Raw genomic sequence first — 15,385 nt, 5'->3', positions numbered from 1 at the left:
TGATCGAGGGTTTTGATGGCGAAGGCGAATACGGCGGACGCGGCCGACACGAATGAAGGCGGCGACGCACCGCTGATCGACCTGAACGAGGGGTCGATCAAGAAGCTGGTCGCGCGCGCCAAAAAGCGCGGTTACATCACCGTCGATCAGCTCAACGAAATGCTGCCGCAGGACCAGATGTCCTCGGAACAGATCGAAGACGTCATGGCGTCGCTCAACGATATGGGCGTCAACGTCGTCGAGAATGAAGAGGCCGGCGAAGACGACACGCCGGAAGAGGATACCCCCGACGAAATCGATGGTGCCGACAATTCGGATGGCTCTGCGCCCGCGTTCGAGGCGCCGAAGAAGAAAGAAACCGTCGATCGCACCGACGATCCGGTTCGCATGTACCTGCGCGAAATGGGCGCAGTCGAACTGCTCAGCCGCGAAGGCGAAATCGCCATTGCCAAGCGGATCGAGGCCGGTCGCGACACGATGATCCTGGGGCTGTGCGAATCGCCGATCACGTTCAACGCGATCATCGGCTGGTCGACCGCGCTCAACGAAGGCACGATGCAGTTGCGCGAGATCCTCGATCTCGATGCGATGCTGTCGAAAGATCCCGCACCCGAATCGCTGACCGAGGACGGCGAGGGCGAGGACGACGGCGAGATTTCGGAAAAGAATGCCGGTCCTTCCTACAAGGAAGAAGAAGAGGTCGAGGAAGAGGCTCCGTCGGACGACGAAGAGGATTCGATGACCGAGCGCCGCGCCAAGCGCCCGTCGGACGATGAGGAAGAGGACAACACCCTCTCCCTTGCTCAGATGGAGGAGACGCTCAAGCCGATGGCGCTTGAGAAGTTTGCCAACATCACTTCGCTCTACAAGAAATTCTCCAAGGTTCAGCAGAGCCGCCTCGATTCCATGTCGGCGGGCGGTGAAATGTCTGCGGCCGAAGAACGCAAATATCAAAAGCTGCGCGAAGAACTGACCGCCGAGGTCGAGAGCGTTCAGTTCCACAATGCCAAGATCGAATATCTGGTCGATCAGCTCTATTCGTTCAACCGGCGTCTGACGACGCTGGGCGGTCAAATGTTGCGGCTTGCCGAGCGTCACAAGGTGCCACGCAAGGCGTTCTTGGACGCCTATGTCGGCAACGAACTCGACGAAAACTTCTTGGCCAGCGTCGAAGGCATCGACAAGAAGTGGAAGGCGTTCGCCGAAAACGAAGCCGCCGCCGTCGATCGCATCCGCGTCGAAATCGCCGAGATTTCGCAGGCCACTGGCATGGCGCTGGGCGAGTTTCGCCGCATCGTCAACACGGTGCAAAAGGCCGAACGCGAAGCGCGCATCGCCAAGAAGGAAATGGTCGAGGCCAACTTGCGCCTCGTCATCTCGATCGCCAAGAAATACACCAATCGCGGTCTGCAATTCCTGGATCTCATTCAGGAGGGCAATATCGGCCTGATGAAGGCGGTCGATAAGTTCGAATATCGTCGCGGCTACAAGTTCAGCACCTATGCGACCTGGTGGATTCGTCAGGCGATCACGCGTTCGATCGCCGATCAGGCGCGCACCATCCGCATCCCGGTGCACATGATCGAGACGATCAACAAGCTGGTCCGCACCAGCCGCCAGTTCCTGCACGAGCAGGGCCGCGAACCGACCCCGGAGGAAATGGCCGAGCGCCTTTCCATGCCGCTCGAAAAGGTTCGCAAGGTGATGAAGATCGCCAAGGAGCCGATCTCACTGGAAACGCCGATCGGCGACGAAGAGGATTCGCATCTCGGCGATTTCATCGAGGACAAGAACGCGATCATCCCGGTGGATGCGGCGATCCAGGCCAATTTGAAGGAAACGGTCACCCGCGTCCTTGCTTCGCTGACGCCGCGTGAGGAACGCGTGCTGCGCATGCGCTTCGGCATCGGCATGAACACCGATCACACGCTCGAGGAAGTCGGGCAGCAGTTCAGCGTGACGCGGGAACGCATTCGCCAGATCGAGGCGAAGGCGCTGCGGAAGCTCAAACATCCGAGCCGATCGCGCAAAATGCGGTCCTTCCTCGACCAGTAATCCACGAAAAGGCCTCGCTGCGGCGGGGCCTTTTTGCTTGAGGATCAGCTAACCCCTCTCCCGTTCGTGCCTCTCCCGTTCGTGCTTCGACAAGCTCAGCACGAACGGAGCGAGGGTCGTTCAAGAATTCGGGGCAACCGCAGCTTGCCGCGCGCTCCGATGGAACAACGTCGCGGAAATCAGCCACAATGCCACCAACCCTGAACTCACCATCAGCACCCGCCGCGTACCCTCGTCGGTCGTGGAAGGCGCGGTGATAATCACCACCGCCAGCCATGCCTGCACCACCGCCACCGCCAGCATCGCCCGCGTCATCTCGCTCGCCCGAAACCGTGCCACGAACGCGCACGCCGCAGCCGTCACGACCACCCCGAAGAAACCGAGATTGGACGGATCGTCCTCGCCGACGATGCCGACGGCGACGTTCATCCATGTCGGCAGAAACCCAGCCAACAGCGCGACCGCGCCGCCGATCCGGTAAAGAGTCGTTCCCGATTTGCTGGTCATTGCCGTGCTTCCCAGAGTGAATTGACGGCGTCACCCTGACGCGAAAAATCGGTGAGCGGCATGAGCACAGTGTGAGGATTTGCCGAAATCGCCCCCGCACGAGGTTGGCTGGTGCCCGCCCGACCCCTGCCGTCACCCCGGCCGACGTGCCGGGGTCCACCAAGCATCTTGCGCTGATGGTGGGGCTCAGGCGAAGGCCGTGCGGCACCGTGGACCCCGGCACTGCGGCCGGGTTGACGGGGCTTTTGTCCGCACGCTGCCTTCCGCGTCAACGTCCTCGTCCCCACGCGCAACGCCCCGGCAGTGGTGGGTCACTGCCGGGGCGCGCCGGACGACAATGGGGCGTCGCCCGCTTAGGAAGGTGCCTGTGGATTTCGGGACGTTCAGGCACCCGTTCTTATTCCGAAGGATTGGACCGGAGCCCCTCGGAAGAAGTTCGCAAATTGCTAGAAGTGAAATCCGACGCTGGCGTTGTAGCTGACTTCGCCGCGTCTCGTATCCATCGCAGCACCGGCGCGGAACACAGTCGGGCGGTCGCTTTCGGTCGCCTTTGACAGACCCAGCGCAAATGCGACTTCGCCGCCATGTCCGCCGATCGCAGCCCCCGCCATCCCCCTGCCCGGCAAGAAGCTTTGCGGCAGTCCCGAGAGTGCCGAACCATTGGCGGCCAGCGCATTCATGTCGGCCCGCAGCACCCGGTTATTCTCGCCGATCAGGGTTCGTGTCGCGGTCATGCCATTATCGAACATCGCCGCCACCGACTGATCGGTATAGGCGCGCGCGGCGTCCAGCGTCGCCGTCGCCAGCCGTTCGACCTGGCCGACGCTGGCCGCATCGTTCCCCGCCACACCATCGGCGATGCCGGTCAGGCGACGATTGCCGTCGGTCCCCGCCAGGCTGACGGCGCTGCCGCCCGTCTGCGCGCCCACGCTAATCGCGCCCGTCGCCGCATCCTGCCGCACCAGCCCGACGCGACCCGCCTCGACATCGTCGCGCAATGCTGTGCTGTGGTCGAGCGCAAGAGATGCGGTGGCCTGCGCAGTATTGATCCGGGTCGAATGATCGGCCAACCGCCCATCCTGTTCGATATCCTTGGCGACGCCCGCCGCAACCTCCACCTCCAATTGCCCGACTCGTCCGTCCAGCCCGGTTATGGCGCGCCCATTGGCGTCGATCCGCACATCGTGATCAGCCAGCACCAGATCCTGTTCGCGATTTCGCTCGATCGCGGTGGCGACATCGACTTCGACTCCGCCGACGCGCACGTCCAGATCGGTAATCGCCTGAACATTGGCGTCGATCCGCACATTGGTATTGGCAAGCGCGTCGTTGAGCAGGCTGACGCGGGCATCCACGTCAACCTGGGCGGCGATCAGCCCGGACAGATTGGCGTCGATATCGACCAACTGCCCTTCGATCAGCGTCAGACGACCGGCATTGACGGTTACCCGCGCATCGATGCTCAGCAATGTCGCATCGATCGAAATCAACTGCGCCGAAGCGGGCATCGCGACGAAACTCGCGCCGATCGCAATCGCGCTGGTGATGAAGTGATAGGTCAATGACTTGCGACGCATGGCAACGCTCCGTTCTGGTTGCCTTCACCCTAACCAGCCGGCGTTTCGCGGTAGGTTGCGGCTTCGCTGCCGCCAGACACGCCAATCGCGCATCACCACGGGCCGCAATCGACCGGAATTGCTCCATTCCGGTGCGATCTGCGCGCCAACTACGCAAACCCCCAAGCAGATCGGACCCAACGGCGATGGTCCGGCAAGGCCCATCGGCCGAAACTCCACGCTCCACCATCAGGGGCAAGCAGCATGGCCACCCAATCGACCACCCGCGCGACCGGCGACCTTCCTTGCGTCACCGCATCCAACCTGGTCCGTAATTTCGGCGAGTGGCAGGACCGCGCGCTGGGCGAGCCGGTCTATATCCTTCACCGCGGCCGCCCGAAGCTGGCGCTGGCATCGATCGAGTTTCTCAGCCGCCTCACCCGCAGCGTCGGCAAGGGCGACGAAGGCGATGCATTGATCGAGGCGTTCGACGAACCGGTTTTGATCTTCGACGACGAAATGCGCATCACCCGGCACAATCACGCCGCTACCAGCTATTTCGGACTTTCGAACGGCTCCAGTGGTTTCGGACAGTCCACCGATCGCCCGTTAGAGCGTGCCGCGATACAACTCACCCGCCGCGTCGCGACTCACCGCATCGCCGAGCGCATCGACGCCGCGCTGGCGCATGACAGCGAGCGGCGGGTCGAGGTAACCGGCACCCCCATCGGCGACCGCGTGCTGCTGGTCGTCCGCGACTTGTCGATTCGCGAAGCCCATGCGCGCAGTACCGCGCTGGTCGAAGCGACCGCGGCGGCGATCGATCATCAGGAACGGCTTGCGACCGCACGGCTCAACCAGCGCGGCCATGTCGCCCAGCCGTCGCTATCGCTGGCACGAATGACCGGGATCGCCGCCGACCAGTTGGGCACGACTCGCTTTTCCACCCTGTTCGCGGTCCAATCTCGCGTCGCGGTCGGCGATGCGACCGAACGCGTGCTGCGCGGCGGAGAGGCAGAGCGGATCGACGGCGACCTGATCGTCGACGGTTCCAAATCACGGACGGTCTCGCTCACTCTGTCGGCGATCGTCACGCGGCTGGGGGTCGAAGGCGCGATTGCGGTCGTCACCGCTCAGCCGGGTTGATGCAAGGTTAAGCGCGCCTCAACCACGTCTTTACGCCCTTCGGTATATGCCTTGCCCTCATTGTCCCGGCGAACGCCCAAATCGGGCCATTCGCGTTAAGGGATTCGGAGAAACATGGCGTTGGACGTTGCGCAAATCCATTCGGCCGACGGGCTTTGGCAATCGCTGGCGGCGCTTGTCGGTAGCGACGGCACGCGCACGCATCTTCATGCGAACGCCCTTGTCGCTGCATCGCCGCAAGCGCGCGATCTGGCCGATGCCGCGCATCTGGTGTGTAGCCTCCACGGACGGCATCCCGGCGTGATCGATCACGCAGCCCAGCATCGCGGCGTCGAAGCGGCGACCGGCTGGCTCGGAGCTGCCGCCGCAGCGTTCGCCGAGGAACGCGCGCGGATCGTCGCGCTGGCGGTTGCGGCAGGACCGCTTCCCTCCACCCCCGGCCAGGCCGAGTCGGAGGCGACCGTGACCGCCCAGCGTCATGCGCTCGACATGCTTTCCTCGTCGGCGCGCAACGGTTGCTCGCTCGGAGCGTCGCTCGCGCTCGTGCTCGACTGGCCCGCACTAAACGCTGTGCTATCGGCAGCGGGAAAACGGTTCGGCCAGGACATGCCGATGCCCGAATTCCCCAGCGAGACAGATGTCGAAACCCTGGTTTCGACGCTCGCTGGCAGCCCCGGCATCGAACGCGCCGTCATGTTCGGTGCGCAGCAACTGCTGGCCCAACATCGCGGCCTGTTCGACCTGCTTCAAGCGCGTGCCGAGGCCCGCGACCGGGTTTAAATTACAATGCGCTTGCACCACGACACGCCCTCCCCCTATTCGCATACCCGACACTCGAAAGATTTGAGGCACGGCTATGCGGTTCGAAGGCACCCAGGATTACGTCGCCACCGACGACCTGAAAGTCGCGGTCAACGCCGCGGTCACACTGCGCCGCCCGCTGCTGGTGAAGGGCGAACCGGGCACGGGCAAAACCGTCCTAGCACATGAAATCGCCAAGGCGGTGGGCGCGCCGCTGATCGAATGGAACGTCAAATCGACGACCAAGGCGCAGCAGGGCCTGTACGAATATGACGCAGTCGCCCGGCTGCGCGACGGCCAGTTGGGCGACGAGCGTGTCCACGACATCGGCAATTACATCCGCCGCGGTAAATTGTGGGAAGCGTTCACCGCCCCCGAACTCCCCGTCCTGCTGATCGACGAGATCGACAAGGCGGATATCGAATTTCCGAACGACCTGCTTCAGGAACTCGATCGCATGGAATTCCATGTGTACGAGACGAAGCAGACGGTGCGCGCGCAGGAACGCCCGATCGTCGTCATCACCTCGAACAACGAAAAGGAACTGCCCGACGCGTTCCTGCGCCGGTGCTTCTTCCACTATATCAAATTCCCCGACCGCGACACGATGCAGGCCATCGTCGACGTCCATTTCCCTGGAATCCAGAAGATTCTGGTGAGCAAGGCGATGGACGTCTTCTACGAAATCCGCGACGTGCCGGGGTTGAAAAAGAAACCGAGCACCAGCGAGCTGCTCGACTGGCTGAAACTGCTGCTGCATGAAGACATGCCGCTCGACGTCCTCCAATCGCGCGATCCGTCCAAAGCGATCCCGCCGCTACACGGCGCGCTGCTCAAGAACGAACAGGACGTGATGCTGTTCGAACGACTGGCCTTCATGTCACGGCGACAGCCGGGGCGGTAAGCGCTTGCCGTCGTTAACGGGCGTTAACCATCTTCTGAAACCAGGTGTCAGTACAGCGCATGCCATCCCTGCATCATGCGCGGGGCTCTAGCATTCCTGATGATGGCGGCGATGGTGATCGCCCCTGCCCGCGCCAACTCCATCCTCGATTATCGCGGCGAATGCGTGCCGTTTGCGCGGGCGGTGTCGGGCATTCAGATCTGGGGCAATGCCTGGACCTGGTGGGAACAGGCGGCAAATAGGTACCGGCGCGGTAATGAGCCTCAGGTCGGCGCGGTGCTGGTGTTCGCCAAGACCAGCCAGCTCCAATACGGCCATGTGTCGGTGGTCAGTCGAATCATCGACGACCGCGTCATCATGGTGACGCACGCCAACTGGTCGCGGATCGGTGGCGAACGCGGCCAGGTCGAGCGCGACGTGACGCTCTACGACGTGTCGGCCAAGGGCGATTGGAGCGCGGTCAAGACCTGGTATCACGACAATCGCGGGCTGGGTGGCAGCAGCTACCCGGTTTACGGCTTCATCTACGGTGCCCCTGCCACAGGCGCGGCGGTCGCCCCTGCCCGCCCCTCGCCCGAACTCACCAGCACGTCGCCGGATTTCGTCGGATCGCTGATCGACGCCTATTCGCGCTGAGCCGCGCTTGCGCTAAGCCGTCGCTCGAAAGGCGGCCCATGTTCCACAGCTTCATCGACGAACTGCGCTCGGCAGGCATATCGGCCAGCCTGAAAGAGCATCTGACCCTGCTCGAAGCGCTGGAACGCGATGTGATCGATCGCACGCCCGAGCAATTCTATTTCCTGGCGCGCGCCACCTTCGTAAAGGACGAAGGGCTGATCGACCGCTTCGACCAGGTATTCGCCAAGGTATTTCGCGGCATCGCCACCAGCCACGCCAATCCCAACGCTGAAATTCCCGAGGACTGGCTGCGCGCCGTCGCCGAAAAATATCTCAGCCCTGAGGAAATGGCCGCGATCGAGTCGCTCGGCTCGTGGGAAGAGATCATGGAGACGCTCAAGCAGCGGCTGGAGGAACAAGAGGGCCGGCATCAGGGCGGCAACAAATGGGTCGGGACCGGTGGCACCTCCCCTTACGGCAACTCGGGCTACAATCCCGAAGGCGTGCGGATCGGCGGCGAATCGAAGCACAAGCGCGCGTTGAAGGTCTGGGAAAATCGCGAGTTCAAAAACCTCGACAACACCCGCGAACTGGGCACCCGCAACATCAAGATCGCCCTGCGCCGCCTCCGCCGGTTCGCTCGCGAGGGCGCGGCGGAAGAACTCGATATCGACGCGACGATCGATGGAACGGCCAAACAAGGTTGGCTCGACGTGCGGATGCGCCCCGAGCGGCACAATGCGGTCAAATTGCTGCTGTTCCTCGACGTTGGCGGGTCGATGGACCCGTTCGTCAAACTGTGTGAGGAACTGTTTTCCGCCGCGACGTCCGAGTTCAAAAACCTAGAATTCTTCTACTTCCACAATTGCGTTTACGAGGGCGTGTGGAAGGATAACCGCCGGCGCTTTCAGGAGCGAACTCCCACTTTCGACGTGCTCCACAAATTCGGCCACGACTACAAATTGCTGTTCGTCGGCGACGCCGCGATGAGCCCCTATGAAATCAGCCATCCCGGCGGCTCGGTCGAGCATTTCAACGAGGAATCGGGGGCGGTGTGGATGCAGCGCATGATGCATACCTATCCGTCGGCGGCGTGGCTGAACCCGGTGCCGGAGGCGCAATGGGGCTATTCGCAGTCGACCAGGATCATCCGCGAGTTGATGACCGATCGCATGTACCCGCTGACCATCGCCGGATTGGACGACGCGGCGCGGGAATTGAGCCGGAAGAAGTAGCCGTTCCACTCAACTCTTAGTGCTCCTGCGAAAGCAGGAGACCTGGGTCACGGGCCGAAAATTGCCTCCAACACTCTGCTTACGCAGGAGCACAGGAATTCAGAGCTGCTCTACCGCGCGCCTTGCCCGCCGCAGCGCCTCACCGTCACCGAAATGGCGATGCGAGACCGCATCCGCCGCCGCCATCAGCCGAACCGCGCCGAAACTCGCCGCCAGACCTTTCAGCCGCAGCGCCGCCATTTCCCATTCGCTTTGCGATTGCGCGCGCTGGAGCGATTCGAGCCCCGCCTGCGCCGAGTCGAGAAAAGCGCCGCGCAATTCGGCGATCAGCGCGGGTTCGTCACCCACTGCTGCTGCCAGCGTCGCATCGATCTGTCCGGGATCATAAGCCATCACCGGCATGATTAACGCCGAACTGATTAAACGATCGTTTCCATCCCCTGTCATGGCCCTAATTCTCGTGTTAGACATATCGTCATGACCGGGGGACACAGGATCCGCGAGCTGCGCTCCGCGAACGATGGGGATATGGCCTTGAACGACCAATCCCAAGGGGAAACCGCCGACGCCTTCGTGGTCGAGCCTGCCGAGGCCGACTGGATCGGCGCGGTGGTGGAGGATGAAGAACTGTCTTCGCCCCCCTCCAATCGGTTATGGGGCACGGTCGCGATCGTGGCCGTTCTTGCCTGGCTCGGCGGGATGCTCTGGCTGGCCTGGCCCAGCCTGATGACGCCGATCGATCCGATCCAGCTAACCCTGTTCGTCGCCGCCTTGTGCGTACCCCCGGCCCTGATCGGCATCCTCTGGCTGCTGGCGATGCGCACCAGTCGCGCCGAGGCGCGCCGGTTCGGCGCGACTGCCGCCGCGATGCGTGCGGAGGCCGCAAGCCTGGACCGTGTCATCCAGGCGCTTTCACACAAGCTGGACGCAAATCGCGAGATGATCGCGACCCAGACCAGCGCATTGATGGCCATCGGCGATTCGGCGGCTGAACGACTTCAGTTGATCGGCAACGGCATGTCCGAACAATCGCGCGTTATCGATCAGAATGCCCGCCTGCTTGGCGACGCCGCCGACGGGGCAGAACGCAAATTGAGCGTCGTGCTGTCTTCTCTGCCAAGGGCTCAGGCCGAGGCCGCCGAAATGGCAACGCGGATCGAAACCACTGGCCTTGCCGCCAGCGAACAGGCGGCCGCGCTTGATGCGCAGCTCTCCGCACTCGCCGATCGCGGACGCGACGCGGACAATATCGCGGGCGGTGCCGCCCAGCGCCTTGCCGCGCACATCGCGCGCATGGAATCGACCAGCGAAGCAGCAGGCGCGCGGCTCGAAGTCGTCACCGGCGAAATGTCGGCGACGGTGGACGGCGTCCTTGAACGCGCGGCCCAGGCCGTCGAGCAAGCACGCCAGGGCATTACCGCACAAGGCGACGCCATGTTGGCCATGCTCGCCACCAATCAGGCCGCGCTCAACAGCGCAGGCGACGAGGGTGCAGCTGCGCTCCAGACGCGCATCGACACGATCAGCGCGGCCATCGCGACGCTCGCCGAGCGTTTGTCTGAACAACAGGAACGCGGCGATTCGCTGATCGTCAGCCTGACCGCGGGCACCGACGACGCCGACCAACGCTTCGAACGCCTCCACTCCAACGGCATGGCGCGGTCGCAGGAACTCGCCGCGTCGATCAGCGCGCTGACCGAAACGTCGGATTCTCTCAAGGAATCGATGGAGAACGGGCAATATAGCGCCCGCCAGGTCATCGGCACCGCAGAGGAGTTGCTGACCGCCCTCGACGCCGCCGCGCGCGAGATGGACGATACGATGCCCGAAGCGCTCGCCCGGCTCGACGCGCGGATCGGGGAAAGCCGCGGGATCGTCGCGGGTGCCAAGCCCGAATTGCTGGCGCTCGTCACAGCCGCCGAAAGCACGCACGACGCGATCGAGGCGATTGCCGGCGTCGTCCGCCAGCAGCGCGATACGCTCGCCATCGTGTCGCAGCAATTGCTCGAAAAACTCGACATGGGCCGCGACCAGATCAGCGGCGTAAGGGACATCGTCGACGAAACCGTCGAGGGCACCCGCCGCTTCGCCGATGAAACCGCGCCGCAACTGGTCGATGCGCTCGTCAACATCCACAACACCGCCAATGCGGCGGCGATCAAGGCCAAGGAAACGCTGACCGCGATCATTCCGGAAGCCAGCGCCGCGCTGGAACGCGATGCCGCGAAGGCTCTGGGACGCGCTGCCGAGCGCACGATCGCGGTGCAGCTTGCCGATTTGACCCAGGCCTCGGACGCCGCGGTCGCCGCTGCGGCCAACGCGTCGGACAAGCTCAGCCGTCAGATGCTGCAGATTTCGGAGGCCACCGAAAGCGTGCGTCGCGAAGTTGCGGAAGCGCGGGTCGAGATCGAGGAAGCCGATTCGGACAATTTCTCGCGCCGCGTCTCGCTCCTCATCGAAGCGCTCAATTCATCGGCGATCGACCTCAGCAAGGTGTTCGCTACCGACGTCACCGACAGCGCCTGGGCGGCGTATCTGAAGGGCGATCGCGGCGTATTCACGCGCCGCGCGGTTCGCCTGCTCGATCACGGCGAAGCGCGCGAGATCGTGTCGATGTACGATAACGACGACGCGTTTCGCGATCACGTCAACCGCTACATCCACGACTTCGAAGCGATGCTCCGCCAGATCCTGACGCTGCGCGACGGATCGCCGCTGGGCGTGACATTGCTGTCGTCGGACATGGGCAAGCTGTACGTGATCCTGGCGCAGGCAATCGAGCGGCTGCGGGCCTAAACCTCCGTCATCCCAGCGAAAGCTGGGATATCACGCCGCAAGCGGAGCACTCTCATCGCATGATCTGCCAGCCTGCGCTGGCATGACGCTTTCGGTCCTACCCCTGAAACGCGAACATATCTGCGGTCAGCCACCCATAATGCCAGTTGGCATAGAACAGCCCGAACACCACTGCCGACACGACCGTCGCCCGGATCGCGGCTTCGCCCAGGCTGAACCGAACAGGTGCGCTTTCCGCTTGTCCCGGCACTTTCGCGACCCCCGCCTCGTCCGCTGTCTTCATCCCGAAGGGCAGGACGACGAACACGCTCAGCACCCAGAACAGGAAATAGATCGCGACGATCGATTGAATCTGCATGGTCGCGTCAGGCCTCGACGATCAACACGTCGACGATCGGCTTCTTTCCGGTCCAGCGCGTCGCGGTGCGGCGCACCGCCAGGCGGATCGCTTCGCGCAGTCGCTCGTGATCCTTGCCGCCTGCTACGACCGCTTCGGTGGCGGCCTCGACCGCATCGGCGATGAACGCGGCACGGTCTTCCTCGACCGGCACGCCCTGAATTCGCATATCGGGATCGCCGCGCAACCCGCCATTGGGGCCAAGTGCGACCGCGATCGAAATCTGCCCGTTCGCTGCCAGCTTGCGCCGATCGTTGATCGTCCCGCCATCGGCAGGCAGGATCACGTCGCCGTCCAACACCAGTCGACCGACCTGCGCATTGCCCAGCTTTTTGGGCGTGCCGGGTGCCAGTTTGATAATGTCGCCGTTGGATTGCAGCACCGCGCCAGGCACCCCGCATTCGATGCCGAACCGCGCATGTTCGGCCATGTGGCGGAATTCGCCGTGCACCGGAATCAGGATTTCAGGACGAATCCATTTGTACATCGCCGCCAGTTCGGGGCGACCGGGATGGCCGGAGACATGGATGAACGCCTGACGGTCGGTGATCATGCGCACCCCCTTTTCCGACAGCGAATTCTGGATGCGGCCGATCGCGATTTCGTTGCCGGGAATCTGCTTCGATGAAAATACGACGGTATCGCCCTGATCGAGCTTGATCTGGTGCGACCCATCGGCAATGCGCGCCAGCGCCGCGCGCGGTTCGCCCTGTCCGCCCGTGGCGACGATCAACACCTTGTGCTTGGGCATCCGCATTGCCGTGTCGAAATCGATCGTCGGCGGAAAGTCCCGCAGATAGCCGTTGGCGCGCGCGACCTTCAAAATGCGGTCGAGCGAACGTCCGGCGACGCAAATCTCGCGACCGCAATCGCGCGCGACCTCGCCCAGCGTCTGCAACCGCGCCGCGTTGGAGGCAAAGGTCGTGACCAGCACGCGGCCTTTCTGCGCGGCGATCACCTCGTCCAGCCCGCGGCGGACATCGCCTTCGGAACCCGAGCTTTCCGGATTGAACACATTGGTCGAGTCGCATGTCATCGCCAGGATGCCGAGATCGCCGACCGCGTTCAGTTCCTCCGCCGTCGAGGGCGTGCCGAGCTGCGGCGCAGCGTCCAACTTCCAGTCACCGGTGTGAAAGACGCGCCCGTGCGGCGTATCGATCAGCAGCGCATTCCCTTCCGGAATCGAATGCGCCAGCGGAACATAGCGGAACCCGAACGGGCCGACCTTGAAACTGCCTTCATTCTCGATGACGTTGAGTTTTACGCGGTCGAGAATGCCTTCTTCGTCGAGCTTGCCCGCGATCAGCCCCGCCGTGAACGGCGTCGCGTAAAGCGGAACGCCCAGATCCGCGGCGAAATAGGGGAGCGCGCCGATATGATCCTCATGCCCGTGGGTCAGCACGATGCCGACCAGATCGTCGATCCGCTCCTCGATAAAGCTCAGGTCGGGCAGGATCACGTCGATGCCGGGATAGAAGGGATCGGCAAAGGTGATTCCGCAATCGACCATCACCCATTTGCCCTGGGTGCCATATAGATTGACGTTCATCCCGATCTCGCCCGATCCGCCGAGCGCGAGGAAAAGCAGTTCGTTGCCTGGGGTCACTAAGGTCCGCCTGTCGTTAATGAATGCGTCATCCCCGCGAAGGCGGGGATCCATATTTTCAATCGTTTCGATTAACCCGCAACCTTTCGGCTATGGATTCCCGCCTGCGCGGGAATGACGGAGTAAGTTGGTCAGTTGGGAATATGGCCCCTCGCCCATAGCATCGCCAGCCCCTGAATGGTCAAATCGGCGTCCACCTCATCGAACAAATCGGTGTGCGCTTCGAACAACACCGCCAGGCCACCGGTGGCGATGACCTTGACCGGTCGCCCGACCTCCGCCTTCAGCCGCGCGACAAGCCCTTCCATCATCGCGACGTAGCCCCAGAAGATGCCGACATGCATCTGGTCCACGGTGTTGCGCCCGATGACGGAACGCGTCGCGGGTGCCTCGATCGCAATGCGTGGCAGCTTGGCGGCGGCGGTGACCAGCGCATCGAGCGACAGGTTGATGCCCGGCGCGATGATCCCGCCCTTATACGCACCAGCGAAATCCACCACGTCGAACGTCGTCGCGGTACCGAAATCGACGATGATCAGGTCGCCGCCATGATTGGCATGACCCGCCATGACGTTGAGCGCACGGTCCGCGCCCAGGCTGTCGGGCTCCTCCACATCGAGCGCGAAACCCCACCCCGCATCGCCCTTGCCCGCGATCACCGCGTCGGTGCCGAAATACTTATTCGAGAGGACCTGGAGATTATGTAGCGCGCGCGGGACGACGGTGCCGATGATGACGGCCTCCACAACCGATCGTTCGAGCCCTTCGAGGGTGAGAAGCTGGCTGAGCCATACCGCATATTCGTCCGCCGTACGCCGGGGATCGGTCGCGATCCGCCAGCGCGCACGGATGGTGTTGGCACCGCCCGCATCCTCGATCAGCGCGAAGACGATATTGGTATTGCCGGCATCGATCGCGAGCAGCATTGCCTCGCCTTTCCTGCGTTCAGATCAGAAATACGTCTCCCGCGTGCATGACATGGCGGGTGCCATCGGCCAAGCGCAGGATGAGTGCGCCCTGTTCGTCAAGGCCGTCGAACAGCCCGTCGACAACCCCGCCATCGCCGGTGCGAGCGGAAAGCGCGGTGCCCCTGGGGTGGGCGCGCTCGATCCACCGGGCGCGGATGGGGACGAGGCCTTCGCTGCGCCAGCGGGACAGCCAACGGGCGAAGATTTCGGCCAGCGTGTCGAGAAATGGCGCGGGTTGGACCGCAATGCCGTGCGCGGCAAGGCTAGTGGTCGGACGGTCGAGGGTTTCGGGGTGATGCGCAAGGTTGACGCCCATCCCGATGACCACGGCATCGCCGGATCGCTCAAGTAATATGCCGGTCAGCTTCGCCCCGTCGATCAGCAGGTCGTTCGGCCATTTGATGGAAAGGCAATCCCCCTCCCCACCCACGCCGTGTTCCCGCGCAGGCGGGAACCCAGGGAGGGGCGCGCTGCCCTTCGTTACTCTGGACTCCCGCCTGCGCGGGAGTCCAGAGTCGAGGTTGGGCGCGAACATCCGCACCGCCTCGTCCAGCGCGACCGCTGCGACCAGCGCCAAAGTCGCAGCCTGCGGATCGCCCGCCCGCACGCGTACCAGCGTCGATACATAGAGGTTGCCAACCGGCGATTCCCACGCCCGCCCCTGCCGCCCCCGTCCCGCCGTCTGGCCATCCGCCCGCAGCCACAGTCCTTCCGCCGCGCCCGCCTGCGCCAGCGCCATCACATCGGCGTTGGTCGATCCCGTCTCAGCAACATGACGGACGTCGATCAGAGCATA

General features: G+C 63.4%; 14 protein-coding genes. 7 read left to right on the top strand and 7 right to left on the bottom strand.

Annotated elements, in window-relative coordinates; genetic code table 11:
• Positions 1–15: 15 nt before the first annotated feature.
• A complete protein-coding gene (rpoD, locus tag ENHY17A_RS11355) occupies positions 16–2,055 on the top strand; it encodes an RNA polymerase sigma factor RpoD (RefSeq protein ID WP_159712796.1) in 2,040 nt (679 codons plus the stop codon).
• A 120-nt stretch (positions 2,056–2,175) separates the two neighbouring features.
• Here the strand turns inward: rpoD and ENHY17A_RS11350 are convergent, their stop codons facing one another.
• Entirely contained in the window at positions 2,176–2,562 is a 387-nt protein-coding gene (locus ENHY17A_RS11350) for a hypothetical protein (RefSeq protein WP_159712794.1), read from the bottom strand.
• 446 nt (positions 2,563–3,008) lie between these two features.
• A complete protein-coding gene (locus ENHY17A_RS11345) occupies positions 3,009–4,139 on the bottom strand; it encodes a YadA-like family protein (RefSeq protein ID WP_159712792.1) in 1,131 nt (376 codons plus the stop codon).
• Between the two features lie 243 nt (positions 4,140–4,382).
• On the opposite strand from ENHY17A_RS11345, the gene ENHY17A_RS11340 reads away from it, so the two are divergent.
• The 5 genes from ENHY17A_RS11340 (at position 4,383) to ENHY17A_RS11320 (ending at position 8,822) form a co-directional block, all read left to right on the top strand.
• Entirely contained in the window at positions 4,383–5,264 is an 882-nt protein-coding gene (locus ENHY17A_RS11340) for a PAS domain-containing protein (protein WP_159712791.1), read from the top strand.
• 114 nt (positions 5,265–5,378) lie between these two features.
• Positions 5,379–6,044, top strand: a complete 666-nt coding sequence (locus ENHY17A_RS11335) for a DUF6975 family protein (protein ID WP_159712789.1) — start codon at positions 5,379–5,381, stop codon at positions 6,042–6,044.
• A 76-nt stretch (positions 6,045–6,120) separates the two neighbouring features.
• The gene (locus ENHY17A_RS11330) at positions 6,121–6,969 is read left to right on the top strand and encodes an AAA family ATPase (protein WP_159712787.1); all 849 of its coding nucleotides are present in this window, start codon (positions 6,121–6,123) and stop codon (positions 6,967–6,969) included.
• A gap of 75 nt (positions 6,970–7,044) precedes the next feature.
• Positions 7,045–7,605, top strand: a complete 561-nt coding sequence (locus tag ENHY17A_RS11325) for a CHAP domain-containing protein (RefSeq protein WP_236547901.1) — start codon at positions 7,045–7,047, stop codon at positions 7,603–7,605.
• Between the two features lie 38 nt (positions 7,606–7,643).
• Entirely contained in the window at positions 7,644–8,822 is a 1,179-nt protein-coding gene (locus ENHY17A_RS11320; protein ID WP_159712785.1) for a vWA domain-containing protein, read from the top strand.
• A gap of 99 nt (positions 8,823–8,921) precedes the next feature.
• Here the strand turns inward: ENHY17A_RS11320 and ENHY17A_RS11315 are convergent, their stop codons facing one another.
• Positions 8,922–9,215 (bottom strand): Hpt domain-containing protein, encoded by a 294-nt coding sequence (locus ENHY17A_RS11315; RefSeq protein WP_159714525.1) that lies wholly within the window; start codon positions 9,213–9,215, stop codon positions 8,922–8,924.
• A 135-nt stretch (positions 9,216–9,350) separates the two neighbouring features.
• Between ENHY17A_RS11315 and ENHY17A_RS11310 the strand changes: the two genes are divergently transcribed.
• Complete coding sequence (locus tag ENHY17A_RS11310) at positions 9,351–11,618, top strand: hypothetical protein (protein WP_236547900.1); 2,268 nt, start codon at positions 9,351–9,353, stop codon at positions 11,616–11,618.
• A 97-nt stretch (positions 11,619–11,715) separates the two neighbouring features.
• Here ENHY17A_RS11310 and ENHY17A_RS11305 read toward each other — a convergent pair whose 3' ends face one another.
• From ENHY17A_RS11305 to ENHY17A_RS11290, 4 genes are all read right to left on the bottom strand, one after another.
• Entirely contained in the window at positions 11,716–11,976 is a 261-nt protein-coding gene (locus ENHY17A_RS11305) for a DUF1467 family protein (RefSeq protein WP_159712781.1), read from the bottom strand.
• Positions 11,977–11,983: 7 nt separating this feature from the next.
• Positions 11,984–13,621, bottom strand: coding sequence for a ribonuclease J (locus ENHY17A_RS11300; RefSeq protein WP_159712779.1), 1,638 nt, complete (start codon positions 13,619–13,621; stop codon positions 11,984–11,986).
• Positions 13,622–13,752: 131 nt separating this feature from the next.
• Positions 13,753–14,547, bottom strand: coding sequence for a type III pantothenate kinase (locus ENHY17A_RS11295; protein ID WP_159712777.1), 795 nt, complete (start codon positions 14,545–14,547; stop codon positions 13,753–13,755).
• A 19-nt stretch (positions 14,548–14,566) separates the two neighbouring features.
• Positions 14,567–15,328: a biotin--[acetyl-CoA-carboxylase] ligase gene (locus tag ENHY17A_RS11290; RefSeq protein WP_201296449.1), complete on the bottom strand. Its 762-nt coding sequence runs from the start codon at positions 15,326–15,328 to the stop codon at positions 14,567–14,569.
• Positions 15,329–15,385 lie beyond the last annotated feature (57 nt).

The sequence above is a fragment of the Sphingomonas sp. AX6 genome (assembly GCF_902506605.1).
In the GTDB taxonomy this organism is placed as follows: Bacteria; Pseudomonadota; Alphaproteobacteria; order Sphingomonadales; family Sphingomonadaceae; genus Sphingomonas.
This window is presented reverse-complemented; position numbering and strand designations above follow the sequence as displayed.

Excerpts from the sequence above, each read along its gene's own strand:
- rpoD (WP_159712796.1), top strand. The coding sequence starts at position 16 with ATGGCGAAGGCGAATACGGCGGACGCGGCCGACACGAATGAAGGCGGC.
- ENHY17A_RS11350 (WP_159712794.1), bottom strand. The coding sequence starts at position 2,562 with ATGACCAGCAAATCGGGAACGACTCTTTACCGGATCGGCGGCGCGGTC.
- ENHY17A_RS11345 (WP_159712792.1), bottom strand. The coding sequence starts at position 4,139 with ATGCGTCGCAAGTCATTGACCTATCACTTCATCACCAGCGCGATTGCG.
- ENHY17A_RS11340 (WP_159712791.1), top strand. The coding sequence starts at position 4,383 with ATGGCCACCCAATCGACCACCCGCGCGACCGGCGACCTTCCTTGCGTC.
- ENHY17A_RS11335 (WP_159712789.1), top strand. The coding sequence starts at position 5,379 with ATGGCGTTGGACGTTGCGCAAATCCATTCGGCCGACGGGCTTTGGCAA.
- ENHY17A_RS11330 (WP_159712787.1), top strand. The coding sequence starts at position 6,121 with ATGCGGTTCGAAGGCACCCAGGATTACGTCGCCACCGACGACCTGAAA.
- ENHY17A_RS11325 (WP_236547901.1), top strand. The coding sequence starts at position 7,045 with ATGCGCGGGGCTCTAGCATTCCTGATGATGGCGGCGATGGTGATCGCC.
- ENHY17A_RS11320 (WP_159712785.1), top strand. The coding sequence starts at position 7,644 with ATGTTCCACAGCTTCATCGACGAACTGCGCTCGGCAGGCATATCGGCC.
- ENHY17A_RS11315 (WP_159714525.1), bottom strand. The coding sequence starts at position 9,215 with ATGGCTTATGATCCCGGACAGATCGATGCGACGCTGGCAGCAGCAGTG.
- ENHY17A_RS11310 (WP_236547900.1), top strand. The coding sequence starts at position 9,351 with ATGGCCTTGAACGACCAATCCCAAGGGGAAACCGCCGACGCCTTCGTG.
- ENHY17A_RS11305 (WP_159712781.1), bottom strand. The coding sequence starts at position 11,976 with ATGCAGATTCAATCGATCGTCGCGATCTATTTCCTGTTCTGGGTGCTG.
- ENHY17A_RS11295 (WP_159712777.1), bottom strand. The coding sequence starts at position 14,547 with ATGCTGCTCGCGATCGATGCCGGCAATACCAATATCGTCTTCGCGCTG.
- ENHY17A_RS11290 (WP_201296449.1), bottom strand. The coding sequence starts at position 15,328 with ATGGCGCTGGCGCAGGCGGGCGCGGCGGAAGGACTGTGGCTGCGGGCG.